16 protein-coding genes are annotated in these 16,909 nt (G+C 47.3%); 14 read left to right on the top strand and 2 right to left on the bottom strand.

All coding sequences use genetic code 11. The features are described 5' to 3' along the window. Positions 1-171: 171 nt before the first annotated feature. On the bottom strand, positions 172-1,047 hold the full coding sequence (locus NSQ20_RS25310; RefSeq protein WP_253502937.1) for a DUF72 domain-containing protein: 876 nt from the start codon (positions 1,045-1,047) through the stop codon (positions 172-174). A gap of 232 nt (positions 1,048-1,279) precedes the next feature. Here NSQ20_RS25310 and NSQ20_RS25305 point away from each other — a divergent pair, with 232 nt between their 5' ends. From NSQ20_RS25305 to NSQ20_RS25285, 5 genes are all read left to right on the top strand, one after another. Beyond that, a complete protein-coding gene (locus tag NSQ20_RS25305; RefSeq protein WP_100527764.1) occupies positions 1,280-2,023 on the top strand; it encodes a class I SAM-dependent methyltransferase in 744 nt (247 codons plus the stop codon). Between the two features lie 27 nt (positions 2,024-2,050). Beyond that, complete coding sequence (locus tag NSQ20_RS25300; RefSeq protein ID WP_076253307.1) at positions 2,051-3,034, top strand: MBL fold metallo-hydrolase; 984 nt, start codon at positions 2,051-2,053, stop codon at positions 3,032-3,034. A 174-nt stretch (positions 3,035-3,208) separates the two neighbouring features. Next, positions 3,209-3,625, top strand: a complete 417-nt coding sequence (locus tag NSQ20_RS25295; protein WP_340031101.1) for a hypothetical protein — start codon at positions 3,209-3,211, stop codon at positions 3,623-3,625. Next, a complete protein-coding gene (locus tag NSQ20_RS25290; protein ID WP_051446925.1) occupies positions 3,622-4,665 on the top strand; it encodes an FAD:protein FMN transferase in 1,044 nt (347 codons plus the stop codon). Before NSQ20_RS25295 ends, NSQ20_RS25290 begins: the two co-directional genes overlap by 4 nt. A 36-nt stretch (positions 4,666-4,701) precedes the next feature. Next, positions 4,702-5,355, top strand: coding sequence for a ferric reductase-like transmembrane domain-containing protein (locus NSQ20_RS25285; protein ID WP_053061408.1), 654 nt, complete (start codon positions 4,702-4,704; stop codon positions 5,353-5,355). Positions 5,356-5,516: 161 nt separating this feature from the next. Here NSQ20_RS25285 and NSQ20_RS25280 read toward each other — a convergent pair whose 3' ends face one another. Beyond that, positions 5,517-6,083, bottom strand: coding sequence for a phosphatidylglycerophosphatase A (locus NSQ20_RS25280; RefSeq protein WP_017692570.1), 567 nt, complete (start codon positions 6,081-6,083; stop codon positions 5,517-5,519). Between the two features lie 272 nt (positions 6,084-6,355). Between NSQ20_RS25280 and NSQ20_RS25275 the strand changes: the two genes are divergently transcribed. From NSQ20_RS25275 to NSQ20_RS25235, 9 genes are all read left to right on the top strand, one after another. Beyond that, positions 6,356-7,411, top strand: a complete 1,056-nt coding sequence (locus tag NSQ20_RS25275) for a GerMN domain-containing protein (protein ID WP_036605874.1) — start codon at positions 6,356-6,358, stop codon at positions 7,409-7,411. A 338-nt stretch (positions 7,412-7,749) separates the two neighbouring features. Next, positions 7,750-8,505 carry a ribonuclease PH gene (rph, locus tag NSQ20_RS25270; protein WP_017692572.1) on the top strand — a complete coding sequence of 252 codons (756 nt, stop codon included), beginning with the start codon at positions 7,750-7,752 and terminating at the stop codon, positions 8,503-8,505. A gap of 1 nt (position 8,506) precedes the next feature. Next, a complete protein-coding gene (locus tag NSQ20_RS25265; RefSeq protein ID WP_340031100.1) occupies positions 8,507-9,121 on the top strand; it encodes an XTP/dITP diphosphatase in 615 nt (204 codons plus the stop codon). Positions 9,122-9,471: 350 nt separating this feature from the next. Beyond that, entirely contained in the window at positions 9,472-10,314 is an 843-nt protein-coding gene (locus NSQ20_RS25260) for an STM4015 family protein (protein ID WP_211084587.1), read from the top strand. Positions 10,315-10,335: 21 nt separating this feature from the next. Continuing rightward, positions 10,336-11,583 carry an STM4014 family protein gene (locus NSQ20_RS25255; protein ID WP_340031099.1) on the top strand — a complete coding sequence of 416 codons (1,248 nt, stop codon included), beginning with the start codon at positions 10,336-10,338 and terminating at the stop codon, positions 11,581-11,583. After that, entirely contained in the window at positions 11,576-12,361 is a 786-nt protein-coding gene (locus NSQ20_RS25250; protein WP_340031098.1) for an STM4013/SEN3800 family hydrolase, read from the top strand. Before NSQ20_RS25255 ends, NSQ20_RS25250 begins: the two co-directional genes overlap by 8 nt. Positions 12,362-12,408: 47 nt before the next feature. Continuing rightward, positions 12,409-13,797 (top strand): STM4012 family radical SAM protein, encoded by a 1,389-nt coding sequence (locus NSQ20_RS25245; RefSeq protein ID WP_340031097.1) that lies wholly within the window; start codon positions 12,409-12,411, stop codon positions 13,795-13,797. Beyond that, a complete protein-coding gene (locus tag NSQ20_RS25240; protein WP_076319732.1) occupies positions 13,794-14,654 on the top strand; it encodes an STM4011 family radical SAM protein in 861 nt (286 codons plus the stop codon). The genes NSQ20_RS25245 and NSQ20_RS25240 overlap by 4 nt, the downstream gene beginning before the upstream one ends. Before the next feature lie 411 nt (positions 14,655-15,065). Further along, complete coding sequence (locus NSQ20_RS25235; RefSeq protein WP_340031096.1) at positions 15,066-16,763, top strand: methyl-accepting chemotaxis protein; 1,698 nt, start codon at positions 15,066-15,068, stop codon at positions 16,761-16,763. The last annotated feature ends 146 nt before the right edge of the window (positions 16,764-16,909 follow it).

Genomic DNA, 16,909 nt, shown 5'->3' with positions numbered 1-16,909 from the left:
GGATATTTGTGGATAGCCTTCTATAGGAGATTACCAGCTAAAGAAAGCGGCAAAGCCCCCGGGCTTGCCGCTTTTAGTTTGTTTCCAATTTCGAATCCGATCTGCATAATAGCAATGATAAATACACTTACCTTCACCCAATAATATGAATAACTCCGTTTATAGCACGTATTAAAATAGCTCTAGCTGCTCCGGTCCTTCTTCCTTCTCCGGTTCAGAACGGTCAGGGAAAGGCTTCACTGGCTGGTCCAGCAGGTCCATCATCATCTGGGCATTCGCTGCTGCATCGCCACCGGAGTTGTTATTAAAAATAACATAGACATCCTTGCTCTGCTCCTGCAATTGCTCCAGATACCCTTTCCATTCCAACAATTCTTCCTTGTTGTAACGGTATAAATAACGGGTCTCGCGCCAATTAGGCGCACCATTCTGATGCCACCCGGACACATTACGTCCGTGCATGCGAACCAGTGTCATCTCGGAATCCGTCGCCTGTGGCACGATGGGGATAGAACCTAGACCTGCCTGAGGTTCGTCACAGACGCTGTGAATCCAGCCTTGCTCTTTCAGGAACGAAAGCGTCCGCTCGCGCATGTCACCTTCATACCAGCTACGATGACGGAATTCCAGGGCACACGGAATGCCCTCCATTCTCAGTTTCACTTCACGAAGCTCTTTCACGTTGTCTTTATTGCACTCAAACCAAGGCGGATATTGAAACAAGGCTGCCTGCATCTTGCCGGCTTCAATGACCGGTTCCAGTGATTCCCGAAAAGCCTTATACATCTCCGACGTGCTGGTGAAGTAGGGCTTGCCCCGCAGATGTCCGGTCATTCCCTGATAGGCTTTGATGATAAAAGCAAAGGATTCGGGCGTCTCTGCGGCCCATCGCGCCATTCGATCCCGCGGCTGAACGGCGTAGAAGGAACTATCCACCTCCACGGTGGAGAAGTATTGTCCGTATAGACTGAGCTTGTCTTTGGCTTTGGTACGGTTTGGATAGAGATCTTCCTGATCCCCCCATCCGGTAAGTCCGATGCGAATCATAAGAACACCTCCTGTTGCTTTTTGAACAACCTCTTATAATTAACCGATTTGCAGGCATATGTCTAACATTATATCGTGTGCATTTTGGCTCTTCAATGTTGGAAAATTACTGGATTTTTTTGAGTTTGCAGAATAAAGACGTTACAATACATTAAAGCTAGTGGAAATGATCAGGCCTGTACATAGCGTACTACAGATAGAGAGCCAGTGACCAAGTGGAGGGCGAGAATGGATGACGGAATGGTATGAAAAGAGTTTTGGAGAAGATTATCTTCTCGTATACAAGCACCGGGATGTGCAGGGTGCCCATCAGGAAGTACATAAAATGATTAATTGGTTGAAGCTTGAGCCGAATGCTGAAGTATTGGATCTATGCTGCGGTATGGGACGTCACTCCATGGCACTTGCTGATGCAGGATTGCGAGTGACCGGAGTTGATCTGTCCGATGTACTTTTACGCGAAGCGCGCCTAATGGACACTGAACACCGAGTATCTTGGTGTCACGCAGACATGCGTGAACTGCCGCTGAAAGGTGGCTTTGACGCTGTAGTTAATCTGTTCACATCGTTTGGTTATTTCCTGGAGGACGGAGAACAATTGAAAGTATTACGTGCCATTCATCGCATGCTTCGCCCAGGTGGCAGCTATATTATTGATTTTATGAATACGGCTTATGTAACGCGTCATCTGGTGCAACACTCCGTTCGAGAGGATGAAGGACAGCGTATTGAGGAGTATCGCAAGATTGAGGAAGGGTTTGTGCAAAAGGAAATTCGCATTACGGATACCACATCCGGACATGAACCGCGGGTATATCAGGAACGTGTGAAGTTGTACACACGGGAACAACTGAGTCAGATGTTAAGTGCCGCCGGACTCCGGGTAGATCAGGTACATGGCGGCTATGACGAAGAGAAATATGACGAGCAGACTTCTCCGCGCATGATTTTTGTTGGTCGTCGTCCTGTAGAGTGAACAGAGACAGTTTGGAAGGGGGATAACATGAAGCGCACAGAAGAGATGCCCATGACAGAGGGCATACACCGGGTCAAGATCAGCATGTCGTTTCCCTTACGTTGGGTGAACAGTTATGTGTTATCAGAATCGGATGGGAAGATAACTATTATAGATCCGGGACCGCGTAATTCGGAAACAGAACAGGAGTGGAGTGAAGCACTGGCAGATCTCGGCCTGACCTTTAGCGATATTCGTCAAATTGTACTGACCCACCATCACCCCGATCATCTTGGGTTGTCGGGTTGGATGCAACAGATGACGGGGGCACCCGTTCGAATGTCCACACGCTCCCGCCAAGAGGCCGACTATATGTGGGGACCTGATTCACGCATCAATACAATATTACCTGATTATTATGGTCGTCATGGTATGCCGGAAGACAAGACTGAGCAGATACATGAACATATGAAGGCATTTACTTCGCAGATCACACCACTTCCGAAGGTGACACCCATTGAAGATGGCGAGTGGCTTGATATGGGCGGGAAACGTTGGGTTGCTGTGGAGACGGGTGGACATGCCCCAGGCCATTTATCCTTTTATGCGCCGGAGTCCATGGAGATTCTGTGCGGAGATGCAGTTTTGCCACAGATTTCACCGAATATTAGTCTGCAACCCGGCAGTGACCCTCAGCCATTATTGTCTTATATGGAAGGATTGCAACGTCTTGGGGAGCTGAATGTCAAGCAGGCGTATCCGGGGCATCGGAATCCTTTTGCCCAGTTCAACGAACGGACAGTTCAATTGCTGGCTCATCACGAGGAACGTCTTCAGAAGATGACGGAGCGAATTCAGGAGTCACCGGCGAATGCTTATGACATCTGTGTGCACATGTTTGGCAATCGGCTGGGTACCCATCAACTGCGGTTTGCCATGAGTGAGACGTTAGCCCATTTGCAGGAGTTAATTCGACGCGAACTAGTGAAGCAAGAGCAGCAACCGGATGGCACGTTCTATTTTCAAATCTAAACGGAATGATGATATCGATATGGAATGATAATACGATCTTATATAGAGGCTCGGGACAGGAAATTCACCTGTTCTGGGCCTTTTTAGCCTCTCTTAACGGTTCATTCATCTATTTTTAAGCCAGCGCGCCTATGATACATCTATGAACTTCGCTAAAGAAAGCAGGGAAGAGCGATGACCAGAAGAAAACGGAATCAATGGAGAAAATGGCAAGCTTCAGCGGCAGCAACGTTGACTGTGGCTGCACTTTTTCAATATGTAAGAACTTCGGATGCCTTTGATGTGGCCTATGCAGCAGCAAATGGCACAGATACAAGCGTTACTGCTTCAAGCCAAGTGGATACGCATGATGATGTGATGGATGAATGGATCAACAGTACAACGGACAGCAACAACTGGAACACGCAGGACAATGACAATAATGATAGTCAATATAATGGAACATCCGATAGCACACAAGCAGCTCGGCCAGATCAGAGCTCCAGTAACGAGGGGAATTATTCAGATTCTCAGCGTATCGGGCAAAATAACCAGGTTACAGACTCCGGATACAGCAGTGGCAACTATCAGTCACGTACAGGTGCATCATGAGCCGCACGGAGCAAGTTGCTCGTCCGCTCCGATTTCAATTCCGTGCGATGAACACGGATGTTGAAGTGCAACTGTCAGCTGGGCGGGAAGAAGCTGAACATGCAGCAACCGTGGTGAAGAATTGGTTTGAGACGCAGGAGCAGCGCTTCAGCCGATTTGTTGCAGACAGTGAACTGAATCGTTTGAATGCTTCAACCGGATGGATGCCCATCTCCGCTGCGATGGATGAAGTTTTGAGTTTGGCCTATGGATATATTGGCCTGACCGAAGGGATTTTTCAACCGGGTATCTCGCAGGCTCTTCAGGCTTCGGGATATGATCTAAGCTTCGAGAAGGTGCAGCAACGACAATTGAAACGTCCATTAATTGAACGTGTATTGCGAACGAGAACACCTGAATCATCAGGCTGGATGGAAGATCGATATGACCACAGCCGTCCGAGCTGGATCCAGCGGGAAGGTAGCCGGATGGTTCATCTGGACCCCGGAGCTGAGTTGGACTTGGGAGGCATTGTTAAGGGCTGGGCAGTAGAGCGTATCGCAGACTGGTTGCAGCGAACATTGCATATTCCAGCGGGTTTGATTAACGCGGGTGGAGATATTCAAGTATGGGGTTCACCAGACCATTCCCAATGGACCTTGCAAGTAGCAGATCCTTTGCAGAATCAGGGTGCTATGTCGGGAGCGATCCGTTTACAGCGAGGAGCTGTTGCCACTTCGGGTATTTCCCGCAGACAATGGCAGAATACGGATGGAAGCTTTGCACACCACCTCATTGACCCCCGGACGATGGAGCCGGCAGATACGGACGTATTGCAGTGTACCGTTCTGGGACAGCATGCTTCGCAATGCGAGATCATTGCCAAGACGGTATGCATTTTGGGGAGTGCCGAGGCGGTGGGCTGGTTAAACCGACATTACGATCGGCATGACGTCCTGTGGATGACACGGGATGGGAGTAATTATTTTAGAGGGAATACGGATACGCTTGCTGAGCACTGGCCCGGTTTTGATCCGGATCATCGCTTCAGTCTATTATAAACGAGGACAAGTCTAACAGATATGGGGGAGCCGGTTATGGCACAATGGATTGTAGATTACCTGCCAACGTGGAATATCATTCGAATTAGTGGAATTGCTGCTTATGTGTTGCTCTTTGCCGGTGTGTTTCTGGGTATTGCGCAAGGGATGCCTATGGCCAAAGGCAAACCAAAAGCAGCCATGTTCAAATGGCATACCCGAACGACCTGGCTCGCCTTCGGACTTGGACTCGTGCACGCATTAACGTTATATATTGATCATTACAGCCCATTTACCTGGGGAGAACTTCTGATTCCTTTTACCGCCTCCGTACATCCGATCGGCAGTGGTCTGGGAACGTTAGCCTTCTACGGATTAGTGATTGTCCTGTTATCCAGTGATCTGCGGAACAAGCTGGGCCGTAAATGGTGGTTCATGTTCCACATGTTGTCCTATCCGGTGTTCATTGGTCTGCTGGTTCACGGCATGGTTACCGGAACGGATTCTGGCAACATCATCATGCGGATGATATATGTATTTACCGGACTCAGCATTCTCGGTATCACGGTGTTGCGTGGCATGTTGAGAGAACGCAAAGGCCCGGAAATCACGATTGGACCGAAACGGGCAACATCTGGTTCACCTTCCGAGCAGAATTGGGTTGAAGGTTTTGGTTTGGTGGGAACGGTACGACCTAAACATCTGAAATAATAAAATGTGGATTATCCAATATGTATCGTTACACATGCAAAAAAGCGGCCATCAGGCCGCTTTTTTGCATGAACAGTTATTTTATTGAACAGTCATTTCACGAAGCATCCATACACATGTCCAATGTTCCACATGGCTTCATTTATGAAACGATTTACGCATTATACGGCGTCATCACTAACAGGTTTTTCTCCCAGTGCTTCTTCAAGCTCGGATTGTTTGCGATGGGCGATCCGACTGCTCGCTGCTGATGCAATCGCACCGACAATATCATCGAAGAACGTGTGGACAGGGCCCAGGCTCTTGTCATTCAGTCGTTCAAGCACCCCTGGTTTCAGCTTGTCCACATAACCATAATTCGTAAATCCAATGCTGCCATATACATTGACGATGGAGAATGCCAAAATCTCATCCACGCCATACAGTCCTTCATCGTTCTCAATCATCTCCTGCAAAGGAGATATGAGCTGCCCCTGTTCTGCCAGAATATCAAGCTGAATTCCGGTCAAAACAGCATTCTGTACCTCACGTTTACGGAGAACCATCTCCACATTTTCGATACATTCTTCCATCGTAAGACCTGGATAATATTTTTGTTGCAATAACATGACCAGCTCTGCGATCTCAGGGATCGTGACGCCCCGCTTATGCAGCCATTCCCTTGTTGCCTCCGCCACCTTGCGGCTATTCAGGCTGTAAGGGATTTTTTCTTGCTCAGGATGTTCCATGGGCGATTCCTCCTCTGAAGTTAGCAATGTCCCTACTCTTGCTTCCTAATACGTTATTAACCTGGTTTACGTTTCTTTAAGATAATAAAATTATAAGTTTCAGTGAAGTTGAACAATTCGATTAACACATGAAAAATTTCAGCTAAAAACGGTCTGCCTTCCGTGAAAGTGCGTTGATAGACATTTTTCTTATTATCTTTTAGTTATTTTTTGGACAAAGGCTCGTATACATGGTAGTACAAACTGTAAAAATGATGAGGGGGAACGTGATCATGAGAAAGATCCATTCTTTGCGTACGGTATCGGCAGCAGCGCTGCTGAGTATTCCTATGGTGTTGTCAGGCTGCGGCATGTTTGGAGCACAGTCTTCCGAAGCTGTTGATCCACCACCGCCCATCCAGGAAGCGGCTATGATTCAAGCGGCCGAAGGGAATGGAGCACTCGCAATGCTCCCGTTAACGACGGTATATCTGCAAGACCAGCAGGGGCTGCTCGCTCCGGTATCCCTGACACTTCCTTCTGGAACAGACGCAAGCAGTCCAAAGACAGCTCTGGATACACTTGTCACAGGCGGGGCCTATGCGGGTATGCTGCCTGAAGGATTCCAGGGCGTTCTCCCGCAGGGAACGGTTGTGCAGAATGTAACGATTCACGCGGATGACAAGCTGGCGGTTGTTGAGTTCTCGGGTAATTTTGCCAAGTATGATGCGAAGGAAGAACGGAAAATGCTAGAAGCTGTCACGTGGACATTGACGGGAACGCCTGATGTGGAGAATGTGCAGATTTGGGTGGATGGCAAAAAGTTAACACAAATGCCTGTGAACAGCACGCCGTTGCCTGAACCGCTGAATCGGGCTGTGGGAATCAATCTGGATCTGGGTGATACGTTTGTGACCAACAGCAGCCCGGTAACGGTCTATTTCTCCGCTGCTTCGCCAGCGGGCATCCAATATTATGTTCCAGTGACACGTCTGGTTACACCTGGTGAAGATCGGGTGCAGGCAGCATTGAACGAACTGATCAAAGGACCTGACAAAGATGGAGAACTGGAAGAGGTCATGACAGGCGGAACGGAGCTGCAATCGGTCAAAACGGCAGAGGATGGCACGGTCACGGTTGCCTTGAAAGATGATATGTTTGCCGAAGGGGATATCGTGCCAAGCGAGCTGTTACAATCTGTCGTATTAACCACTGCGGAGAACACAGCCAGCAAGGATGCCAAAGTACAGATCGAGTGGAACGGCCAAAAAACGGTCATGGGTGACGACAACAGGGATTACAGTGCGCCGGTTTCCAAGCCTGAATATATCAACGAAATTCCGATTTAAAGACCAAGGAATGCTTAAGGATGCTTTTAACCGAACTCTTTGGTAAAATATAAGGGATTAGTAAAAATACGTGTTCAAAAAGATCGGTTTTCAGTACCGAGAAGATGGGATGAAGCTAGAAATGGAGTAGCGGAGCGTAGGCAAACTACGTGAGCAACTACAATGTTTCCGAAGGAAACATACTTCGTAAGCTTATGCTTATTCGGCTGAATTCCATATTCGATGCTGATGATGCCTTAAGGCATTTTTCGTAATCAAAAGCGAGCTTTTTGAACAATCTCTAAAAGTGTGAATAAGTTCAACATTACAGGATGCTTAAGTCGTAGGAGGCAGAAAATATGAGATCAAACGGACGAACCAGCGAACAGCTGCGCCCGCTGAATTTAACAGTGAACACGAATAAATACGCCGAGGGCTCTGTACTGATTGAAGTTGGAGATACAAAGGTGATCTGTACAGCTACAGTAGAGGAACGTGTACCACCCTTTATGAAAGGGCAGGGTAAAGGCTGGGTAACAGCTGAATATTCCATGTTGCCACGTGCAACACATACCCGGAACCAACGTGAAGCCAATCGTGGCAAATTAACTGGACGAACCATGGAAATCCAGCGTCTGATTGGTCGGGCACTGCGCTCGGTAGTTAATCTGCAGGCTCTTGGTGAGCGTACCATTACCTTGGACTGTGATGTTATTCAAGCTGACGGAGGCACACGCACAACGTCCATTACCGGTGCATTTGTAGCGCTGGCACTTGCCGTGAACAAGATCTCCCAACAGCACAAACTGCAAGTATTCCCGATTACGGATTTCATTGCCGCAGTAAGTGTGGGTGTTGTGGGTGAACAGCCTGTACTGGATCTGAACTATGATGAAGATTCCAAAGCCAAGGTAGACATGAACTTGGTGATGACAGGTGGCGGTAAATACGTCGAGCTTCAGGGAACAGGTGAGGAAGCACCATTTGATCGCCGTGAGCTGAACGCCATGTTGGAACTGGGCGAGCAGGGGATTTTGGAGATGATTGAGCGTCAAAAAGAAGTGCTTGGACCGATTGCGCTCAAGATCGGCGCGCGTGGATTAGGGGAAGCCTAAGATGAGTTTGGACAGCCCAATCCTCATTGTTGCAACCCGCAATGCGGGGAAAGTCCGTGAATTCGCTCATGCTTTCGCACCACTTGGCAAAGAGGTTAAGAGTATGTTTGACTATCCGGAGCTGCCGGATGTCGTAGAAGATGGCGTAACGTTTGCGGAGAATGCCTGGAAGAAAGCCAAAGCGGTTGGTGATGCGCTTGGTTTGCCGGTTCTGGCAGATGATTCAGGTTTATGTGTAGACCTGTTGGATGGTGAGCCGGGAGTATATTCAGCGAGGTATGCAGGCGAAGGAGCAACGGATGCACAGAATAATGCGAAGTTGCTGGAGACGTTGAAATCCGGTGAGGACACCGAGCAGCCGCTACTAAGTCCGGCTCGTTTCGTTTGTGCGCTGGTCCTGTACGATCCGACAACAGGTGATAAGTATGAATCAGAAGGCACTGCGGAAGGCTGGATTACGGCTCAAGCTGCAGGTGCTGGCGGTTTTGGATATGACCCACTCTTCTATGTACCTGAATACGAGATGACGATGGCAGAGCTGACGCTTGAGCAAAAACAGGCGATTAGTCACCGTGGTCATGCGCTGAGAGCGCTTGTATCCAGACTTGAAGGCTAAGACTAAATGAAACAACTTGATTTAACTTCATGATATGTGAACATCAAAGCGTTAATGGAAGGACAGAAGCATTCCGATGGGATGCTTCATCCGCCATTAACGCTTTTTCTATGAAATGAAGTGTTTGATCGGGTTTGGTGAGGGTCCATCCATATACCTAATTGAAGATAGCTATTTCTGCGACTACATATCAGAACGTATGTTCTTGTACCTACATTAGAAATGGTTTACATTGCACGATTGGGAATCTCATTGGGACTGGAGTTGGAAGAAGTTGCAAGCCTTGTGTGGTATGGGTTAACATTCAAACTAACGAATCACATATGAACCTTAAATGGAGGGATCTACTCATGCAAGAAGTGAAGCTTGTTGTATCTTACGATGATTATGAGGACGGCATTCGTATGGAAAAATTAATTAAGGAACTGGCAGCTAAACCGGAGGCTAGCTCATTGGAAAGTCTGGTCATCGGAGATTGGGGACAGGCTTATGAAAATTCGCCTGACGAGTTCATAGGTACGCTTGTCGAGTCTGCTCCAAGCTTTCCGTCATTGAAGAAACTGTTTATTGGAGATATGGGATTCGAAGAATGTGAAGTATCGTGGATTATCCAGACAAATCTCACACCACTGTTAGGTGCCTTTCCAGAATTAAAATCATTCTCTGTAATGGGCAGTAGCGGCCTCAGTCTGGAACCACTCCAGCATGCCAAGCTTGAAGAATTGATTATTATATGTGGTGGTCTCCCGAAAGAAGTGTTATCTTCAATCACCCATGCCAAGTTGCCTGAATTGCGTAAACTGGAACTGTACCTGGGTGTGGATAATTATGGTTTCAATGGATCACTTGAAGATGTGCTTCCTTTGCTAGAAAAAGGATTGTTTCCAAAGCTGGTTTACTTGGGTCTGAAAGACAGTGAAATTCAGGATGAGATTGCCAAAGCAGCAGCTGAAGCACCTATTCTGGATCAACTTGAAGTACTGGATCTATCGCAAGGAACGTTGTCCGATGAAGGGGCTGAGGCGTTGCTTGCCAGTGACAAGATCAAGAAACTGAAACATCTTGATCTAAGTTACCATTACATGACCAATGAAATGATCAGTCGCTGGAACCGATCGGGTATATCTGTAGATGTTAGCGACCAGCAACAGAGTGATGAGGATGACTGGCGCTATCCATCGTTAACGGAATAGTCGATGTCAGGTGTAAAGGAAATGAATGAAAGCCTGCACCAGCCAATAGATGTGCATGGTCTAACACAAGATCAGCCCTTTTTATTGATCGGAAACCCTGATAACCGACGAACACAAGGGCTGCAAGAGGCTAGGCATAGATTGGGTCTGAAACCTGCGGTTGTACTGCCATATGCTCAATTGCTGCAGAATTGGAGACACGGACGAACCATCGCTGATACAGTAGATTTCAATCTGCCTGTACCCCTGATTCGGATTGATGCTCCTGGTGAGGATTGGGACGTGGAGCGTGAACTACTGTTCCTTGGAGCTATGAATGATTCGTCAACATTAACGGCTGGGATGGGTACAGAAGCATTTTCCGCAGAACAGGCACTTGCGCTGGAACAGGAGTGGGGAAGAATCTACGCTCCCGCCCAGTGGTTTCGTGGCTGGAAAGCATGCTTGGATCGAATCGGCCGTGAGTCTCGGGAGATATGGTCTGAAGTCCGATTCATGAATGATCCCGCCGATATCCAATTGATGTTTGACAAGAGAACTTGTCAGCAACATCTATCTTCACATGGAGTTGATGTACCTCCGGCGCTGCAATTTTCGCGGCCAATCCGTAATTATATGGACCTGCGTAGCTCAATGAAGTCTGCCGAGATGCATCGTGTGTTTGTGAAGCTTGCGTGCGGCTCCGGGGCTTCAGGAGTTGTTGCCTATCAAGTCAATCCTCGAACGGGTGATGAAATCGCTGTAACAACGATGGGGGTGGAACAGAGACAGGGCAAGAGGATTTTCTTCAATGAAGGACGTCTACGCAAGTATACCCGCAGTGAAGAGATTACTACGCTGATGAACTGGTTATGTGCAGAAGGTGCGCAGATTGAACGATGGATGCCCAAAGCCACGCTTGATCAACGGGCCTATGATATCCGCCAACTGGTTGCGGGTGGACAGGCAGGTCATGCGATTATGCGGTTGAGCCATACGCCAATTACCAATCTGCATCTGCGCAATGAACGTATGCTGCCTGCTGAAGCAGGGCTGGGTGAACAGCGGATGTCGCTGGTTCGGTCGGCAGCGCAAGCAGCCATGTCTGCATTTCCCAACTCGTGGTCAGCCGGGATTGATGTGATGCTTACTAGTGGTTCGAATCCGCGTGCTTATGTGCTGGATGTGAATCCGTTTGGAGATCTGTTATACAGGGTTGAGCATCATGGCCTCGGAACCTATGAGTGGGAAATGGAACTTTTACGAAAGGAGCCTATTCAACATGCCTGATATGAACACCATTGTGGGCTCCCATGATCTGTTAATGATTACGCTGGATACGTTACGCTATGACGTAGCCAAGCTGGAAGAGGAGAATTGTCCTAATCTGTGTGGTTCGGGTCCGTGGGAGAAGCGTCATACCCCAGGCAGTTTTACATATGCGGCGCACCATGCTTTTTTTGGTGGTTTTATGCCGACTCCTGCCAATACAGATAAGGCATCTCATGTAAGGCTATTTCATTCCCGAAATACTGGGCTCAAAACACATCCGCACACCTGGCTGTTTGATACACCGGATATCGTATCCGGGTTCGCAACTGAAGGTTACCGTACCATCTGTATTGGCGGCGTCATCTTTTTTACGAAAAAAAACCCGCTTGCGAAAGTATTGCCCGGCTATTTCCAACAGAGCTACTGGCGAATGAACTTTGGGGTAACCAACCCCAAATCGACAGAGCATCAGGTACAGCATGCATTAAAGTTGCTTGAACAGACAGCGCCGGATGAAAAGATATTTATGTTTTTGAACGTGTCTGCCATTCATGGACCCAATCGTTACTTTGTAGAAGGAGCCAAGGAGGACTCGGTGGAGACTCAGCGAGCTGCACTTCGATATGTAGATGAGGCTCTTGGACCATTGTTTGAGGCGATGAGAAAACGCGCCCGGCCTGCCTTTTGTTTAGCTTTTTCCGATCATGGTACAGCTTACGGTGAAGACGGGTATCAAGGACACCGGCTCGCACATGATGTGGTGTGGACGGTGCCTTACCGTGAATTTTTAGTATAGAATGTATTGATCTTATGAGGACAACAACCGGAGACAGGAGGAAACCGATGGAGAAACATATACAACATACAACAACAGGCCATTCCACACAGTCCGGATCCGATAAAGCTACAAGTCTCAGTGAAGTACTGGCATTCCCTTATCGTTCTTACTTATACTCGTACCCACACAAGACCGCCTATCGGGAGCTTGACCCACCACTGCCGTTAGGGCCACTGTGGGAACGAGAGAATACCGATACGTATTTTTTATATATGCATATTCCCTTTTGTGCTGCTCGTTGCGGATTCTGTAATCTGTTCACACTGCCGGATCGACGGGAAGATACGCATGAACGCTATGTAGATGCGCTGGAACGTCAGGCGAAGCAGTGGGCACCTATTACATCTCGAAGACCGTATTCGCGGTTCGCGATTGGTGGGGGAACGCCTACATTATTAAATGAGGTTCAGTTGAATCGTCTGTTTGATATTGCTGAACATGTGATGGGGCTGGACCCTGCACAAGCATCGATTTCGGTGGAAACGTCGCCGGATACCGTTACGGAAGCCAAGCTGGCCATCATGAAGGAACGAAGTGTGGATCGTGTCAGTATGGGCATCCAGAGTTTTATTGAAGCTGAAGCATCTGCCATCTATCGTCCACAAAAACCGCAGGAAGTTGAACGAGCGCTTGAGAAGCTTACTCGGTATGATTTCCCATTGTTAAATCTGGATCTGATCTATGGTTTGCCGGGTCAAACGGTGGAATCGTGGATATATTCACTGGAAAGAGTTCTGGCCTACGAACCGGGCGAAATCTTCATCTATCCCTTGTATACACGGGAAAATACAATCGTGAAACCTGATGATATTCGACGTCAGGGACCTGATATTCGGATGGAACTGTATAAAGCTGCACGTGAGACTTTAAAAAGTAAAGGTTATGTGCAATATTCCATGCGCAGATTTGCCAAAGAACAGTCGTCCTCGAAAGCACTTCTGCCATACAGCTGTCAGGAGGAAGGCATGGTTGGTCTGGGGTGTGGCGCACGCTCTTATACGAGTGAAGTACATTATGCTTCCAAGTATGGCGTGAGTTACAAGGCCACACAGAGCATCATTGCCGATTATGTGGCAACCGAGCGCTACGATGTGGCGGATTATGGCATCGTGTTAAGCGGTGAGGAACAGAGACGTCGCTTTATTCTGAAAGCCTTGCTGCATCGGGAGGGATTGACGTTGTCTGACTACCAACAACGCTTTGGTACCGATGTGATGTCCGACTATGTCTGGTTGGCTGAACTGTTGACAGAGGGCATGGCGGAGTTGGAGAGTGATGAGGACAAGCAGGTGCTGCGTCTGACAGAAGAAGGACTGGGTTACTCCGATGCGATTGGAGATTGGCTTATATCTGCCGAAATTCGTGAACAGATGGAAGGGTTTGTTTTCTCATGAGAGCGACTTTGTATTATCGGGGGAAGTTGTCTTCCTGTAATTACGACTGTCCATACTGCCCTTTTAGCAAAACCGTGGATTCCAAAGAGACGTTGGAAGTGGATGAACAACAATTGCGTCAATTTGTGAATTGGGTCAGGGAGCAAGAGAGTGCTGGGCATCAATTTTCGATTTTCTTCAATCCCTATGGTGAAGCTTTGGTGCGTCGGTGGTACCGGGAAGCGATGGTTGAGCTGTCACATATGCCACATGTGGATAAGGTTGCAATTCAAACCAACCTGTCCGTCAAACTGGATTGGGCGAGGGAGTTGGATGCGAATAAAGCGGCCTTTTGGGCGACGTATCATCCTCGTGAGACAAAAGAGGCTTCTTTTGTTAAACAATGTCTGACCTTGCGTCAGATGGGACTTGCTTTTAGTGTCGGTACTGTCGGACTCCGTAGTGCTTTCCCCGCAATTGAGTCCATGAGACAGGCTTTGCCGGATGATGTGTATATGTGGGTTAATGCCTTCAAAGATCGGCCCAAGTATTACACGCCGGAAGAGATTCAGTTTTTACGTGGGCTTGATCCGCTTTTTGAAGGTAATCTGCAGGATTATGAGAGCTTGGGCAAACGATGTGCTGCCGGTTCGGAAGTATTTTATATACAGGGGTCCGGGCATGTGAAGAGATGTTACAAGGATCGACGAATCATTGGACATCTATATCGCGATGGTTTGCAGGCTTTGTCTGAGGATCGGCCCTGTCGCATGAAAAAATGTGGCTGTTACATCGGTTATATCCATATGGAGGATTCCCCGTTCAGGGAAACGTTTGGCAGCGGGCTGCTTGAACGTAATCCGGTATTGATTCGTTGACCGGCATTTCATATTTAGCTATTCCACTGGGGAGCTGGAATAGGTTTATCCGTTTCTAAACCACATATCAGCGTAACTTCAAACGCATCTTTTAGTATAGGCAGGATCAGACCTTTGGTTTGGACTTGCCTTCTGGAAGGTGTTTTTTTGTTTTACCGGACTAGAGTTAGTGTTTGTGTTCTTTATTAAAAGGGCCTTGACAATTTTGAAAAATAATATTTTTAAGTTTATGATTCAAATTTTATATTTTATGGGTTAGTATGAACAGGAAAAAAGACCCTGTTATGAATAGTATTTGTACATATAATCGCGAATTATATTTTTAATTGGGTCTAAAGTCTCAATTTAATTGAAAGGAGGGTGGATGTAAGAAGTATCATGCACGTTATCTGAACTTTCGGGGGAGTACACATGAAAAAAATCTCAATTAGCCGTAAATTACTTATGGGTTTCTCATCTGTGCTGTTATTATTGGTGGCTATAACGGTTATAACATATACGCAGTTTATAGCCGTTGAGAAAACGTATACAGAATTAATTAATGATAGAACAAGCAAACTATTACTCATTAAAAATATGTCGATTGATCTTAAATCACAGCAGATTGCTTTGAGAAATTATATTCTGGAAGACAGTGCGGAGAACGAACAGGCATTTAATAAAGCTTATGAAGATTACATAGCATTAAATGAAGAATTAAAATCATCAGTTTCAAGTTCAAAGATGAAAGATTACCTTTCACGATCGGATGAAGCGATGAGCCAATATTATGAACTTGCGCAGCAGATTATGACATTGACAAGACAGGGGAATAACAGTGAAATCTCAAGATTACTGAAGGATACAGCCCCAAGTCTGATCTCTGAATTTGAAGGCATTGTGGAAGGTATGGAAACGCATCAACAAGATGCCATGAACTCAGGCGTTGTGGAGGCTAATCTTCAGATTGTGCAGGTCCTTAGGTGGATTGCAATTATTGGAGTGGCTTCTCTTCTAATCGGGGCACTTGTGGCGTATGTCATTGGCAGAATGATATCCTTGCCTGTTGCTGCTATTGCCCAATCCGCGAGCCGGATTGCAGACGGAGATCTGACTGGTGAGCCTATTGTGGTCCGTAACAAGGATGAGATTGGTGATCTCGCCCAAGCCTTTAACATCATGTCTGCAAATTTGCGTACACTCATTCATCAGGTAGGAGACAGTGCAGAACGGGTAGCTGCCTCTTCAGAGGAGTTGACGGCAAGCACCGAACAGACAGCAACCGCCACAGAGCAAGTGGCCATCACAATGGGTGAGATTGCAACAGGTATGGATACACAGGTTCGAATGGCGAGTGATGGATTCCAGACGATGAATGAGTTAACGACAGGCTTTCAACAAGTTACGGAGAACACACTCCATATGTCTGAAGAAGCTACCAAAGTCTCCGTAAAAACAATAACGGGTAGCGAGTCAGTTCAGTCTGCGATAGGTCAAATGAATTCTATACAAGGGACGGTGTCGAATCTGTCGGTCGTGATCCAGGAACTGAGCAGACACTCTCAGGATATTGTGAAAATGGTGGACAGCATCTCGGAAATATCAGCACAGACGAATCTCCTATCCCTTAATGCTGCTATTGAGGCTGCACGAGCTGGCGAACAGGGAAGAGGGTTTCAGGTTGTTGCTACAGAGGTTCGGAAGCTGTCTGAGCAGTCTGCGCTTTCTGCTAATCAAATTGTTCCATTGGTGGCATCGATTGAGAAGGGAATGCGAAATGCTGCTGAATCTATGGTGGTTGTATCCGCAGAGGTTCAAGAGGGGATTACACTTGTTCACCAGGCGGGAGCCACATTTGATGAAATTCGTGAGGCGGTTGGGGGCGTAGCGGGGCAAACACAGGAAGTCTCTGCTTCAATTGAGCAAATGTCAACAGGGGTAGAACAGATTAATAGGTCTATGAAAACAATCATGGAAGTGACCGAAACGGGGGCCGCTGGAACAGAAGAAGTGAGTGCATCTTCAGAGGAGCAGTTGTCTGCGATGCAGGAGATTGCTTCCGCAGCCAATGATCTCTCCTTGATGGCAGAACAGTTGCAACAGACCGTCAGTCGTTTCAAAGTGCAATAAATCGAACTGAGTGGAATGTGGATGAAGAACGAGCGCATACGTACAGAGATTCTTATAAAAAAGTAATAAAAGGGTGTCCAAACACAGTAGTTACTGTTTGGGCACCCTTAAATAATTCATCATGCTGAATCAATGCATAACTTGAT

This window comes from Paenibacillus sp. FSL K6-1122 (assembly GCF_037977015.1).
Classification (GTDB): domain Bacteria; phylum Bacillota; class Bacilli; order Paenibacillales; family Paenibacillaceae; genus Paenibacillus; species Paenibacillus amylolyticus.
Note: the sequence above shows the minus strand (reverse complement) of the source record. Positions and strands in the feature narration are given on the sequence as shown.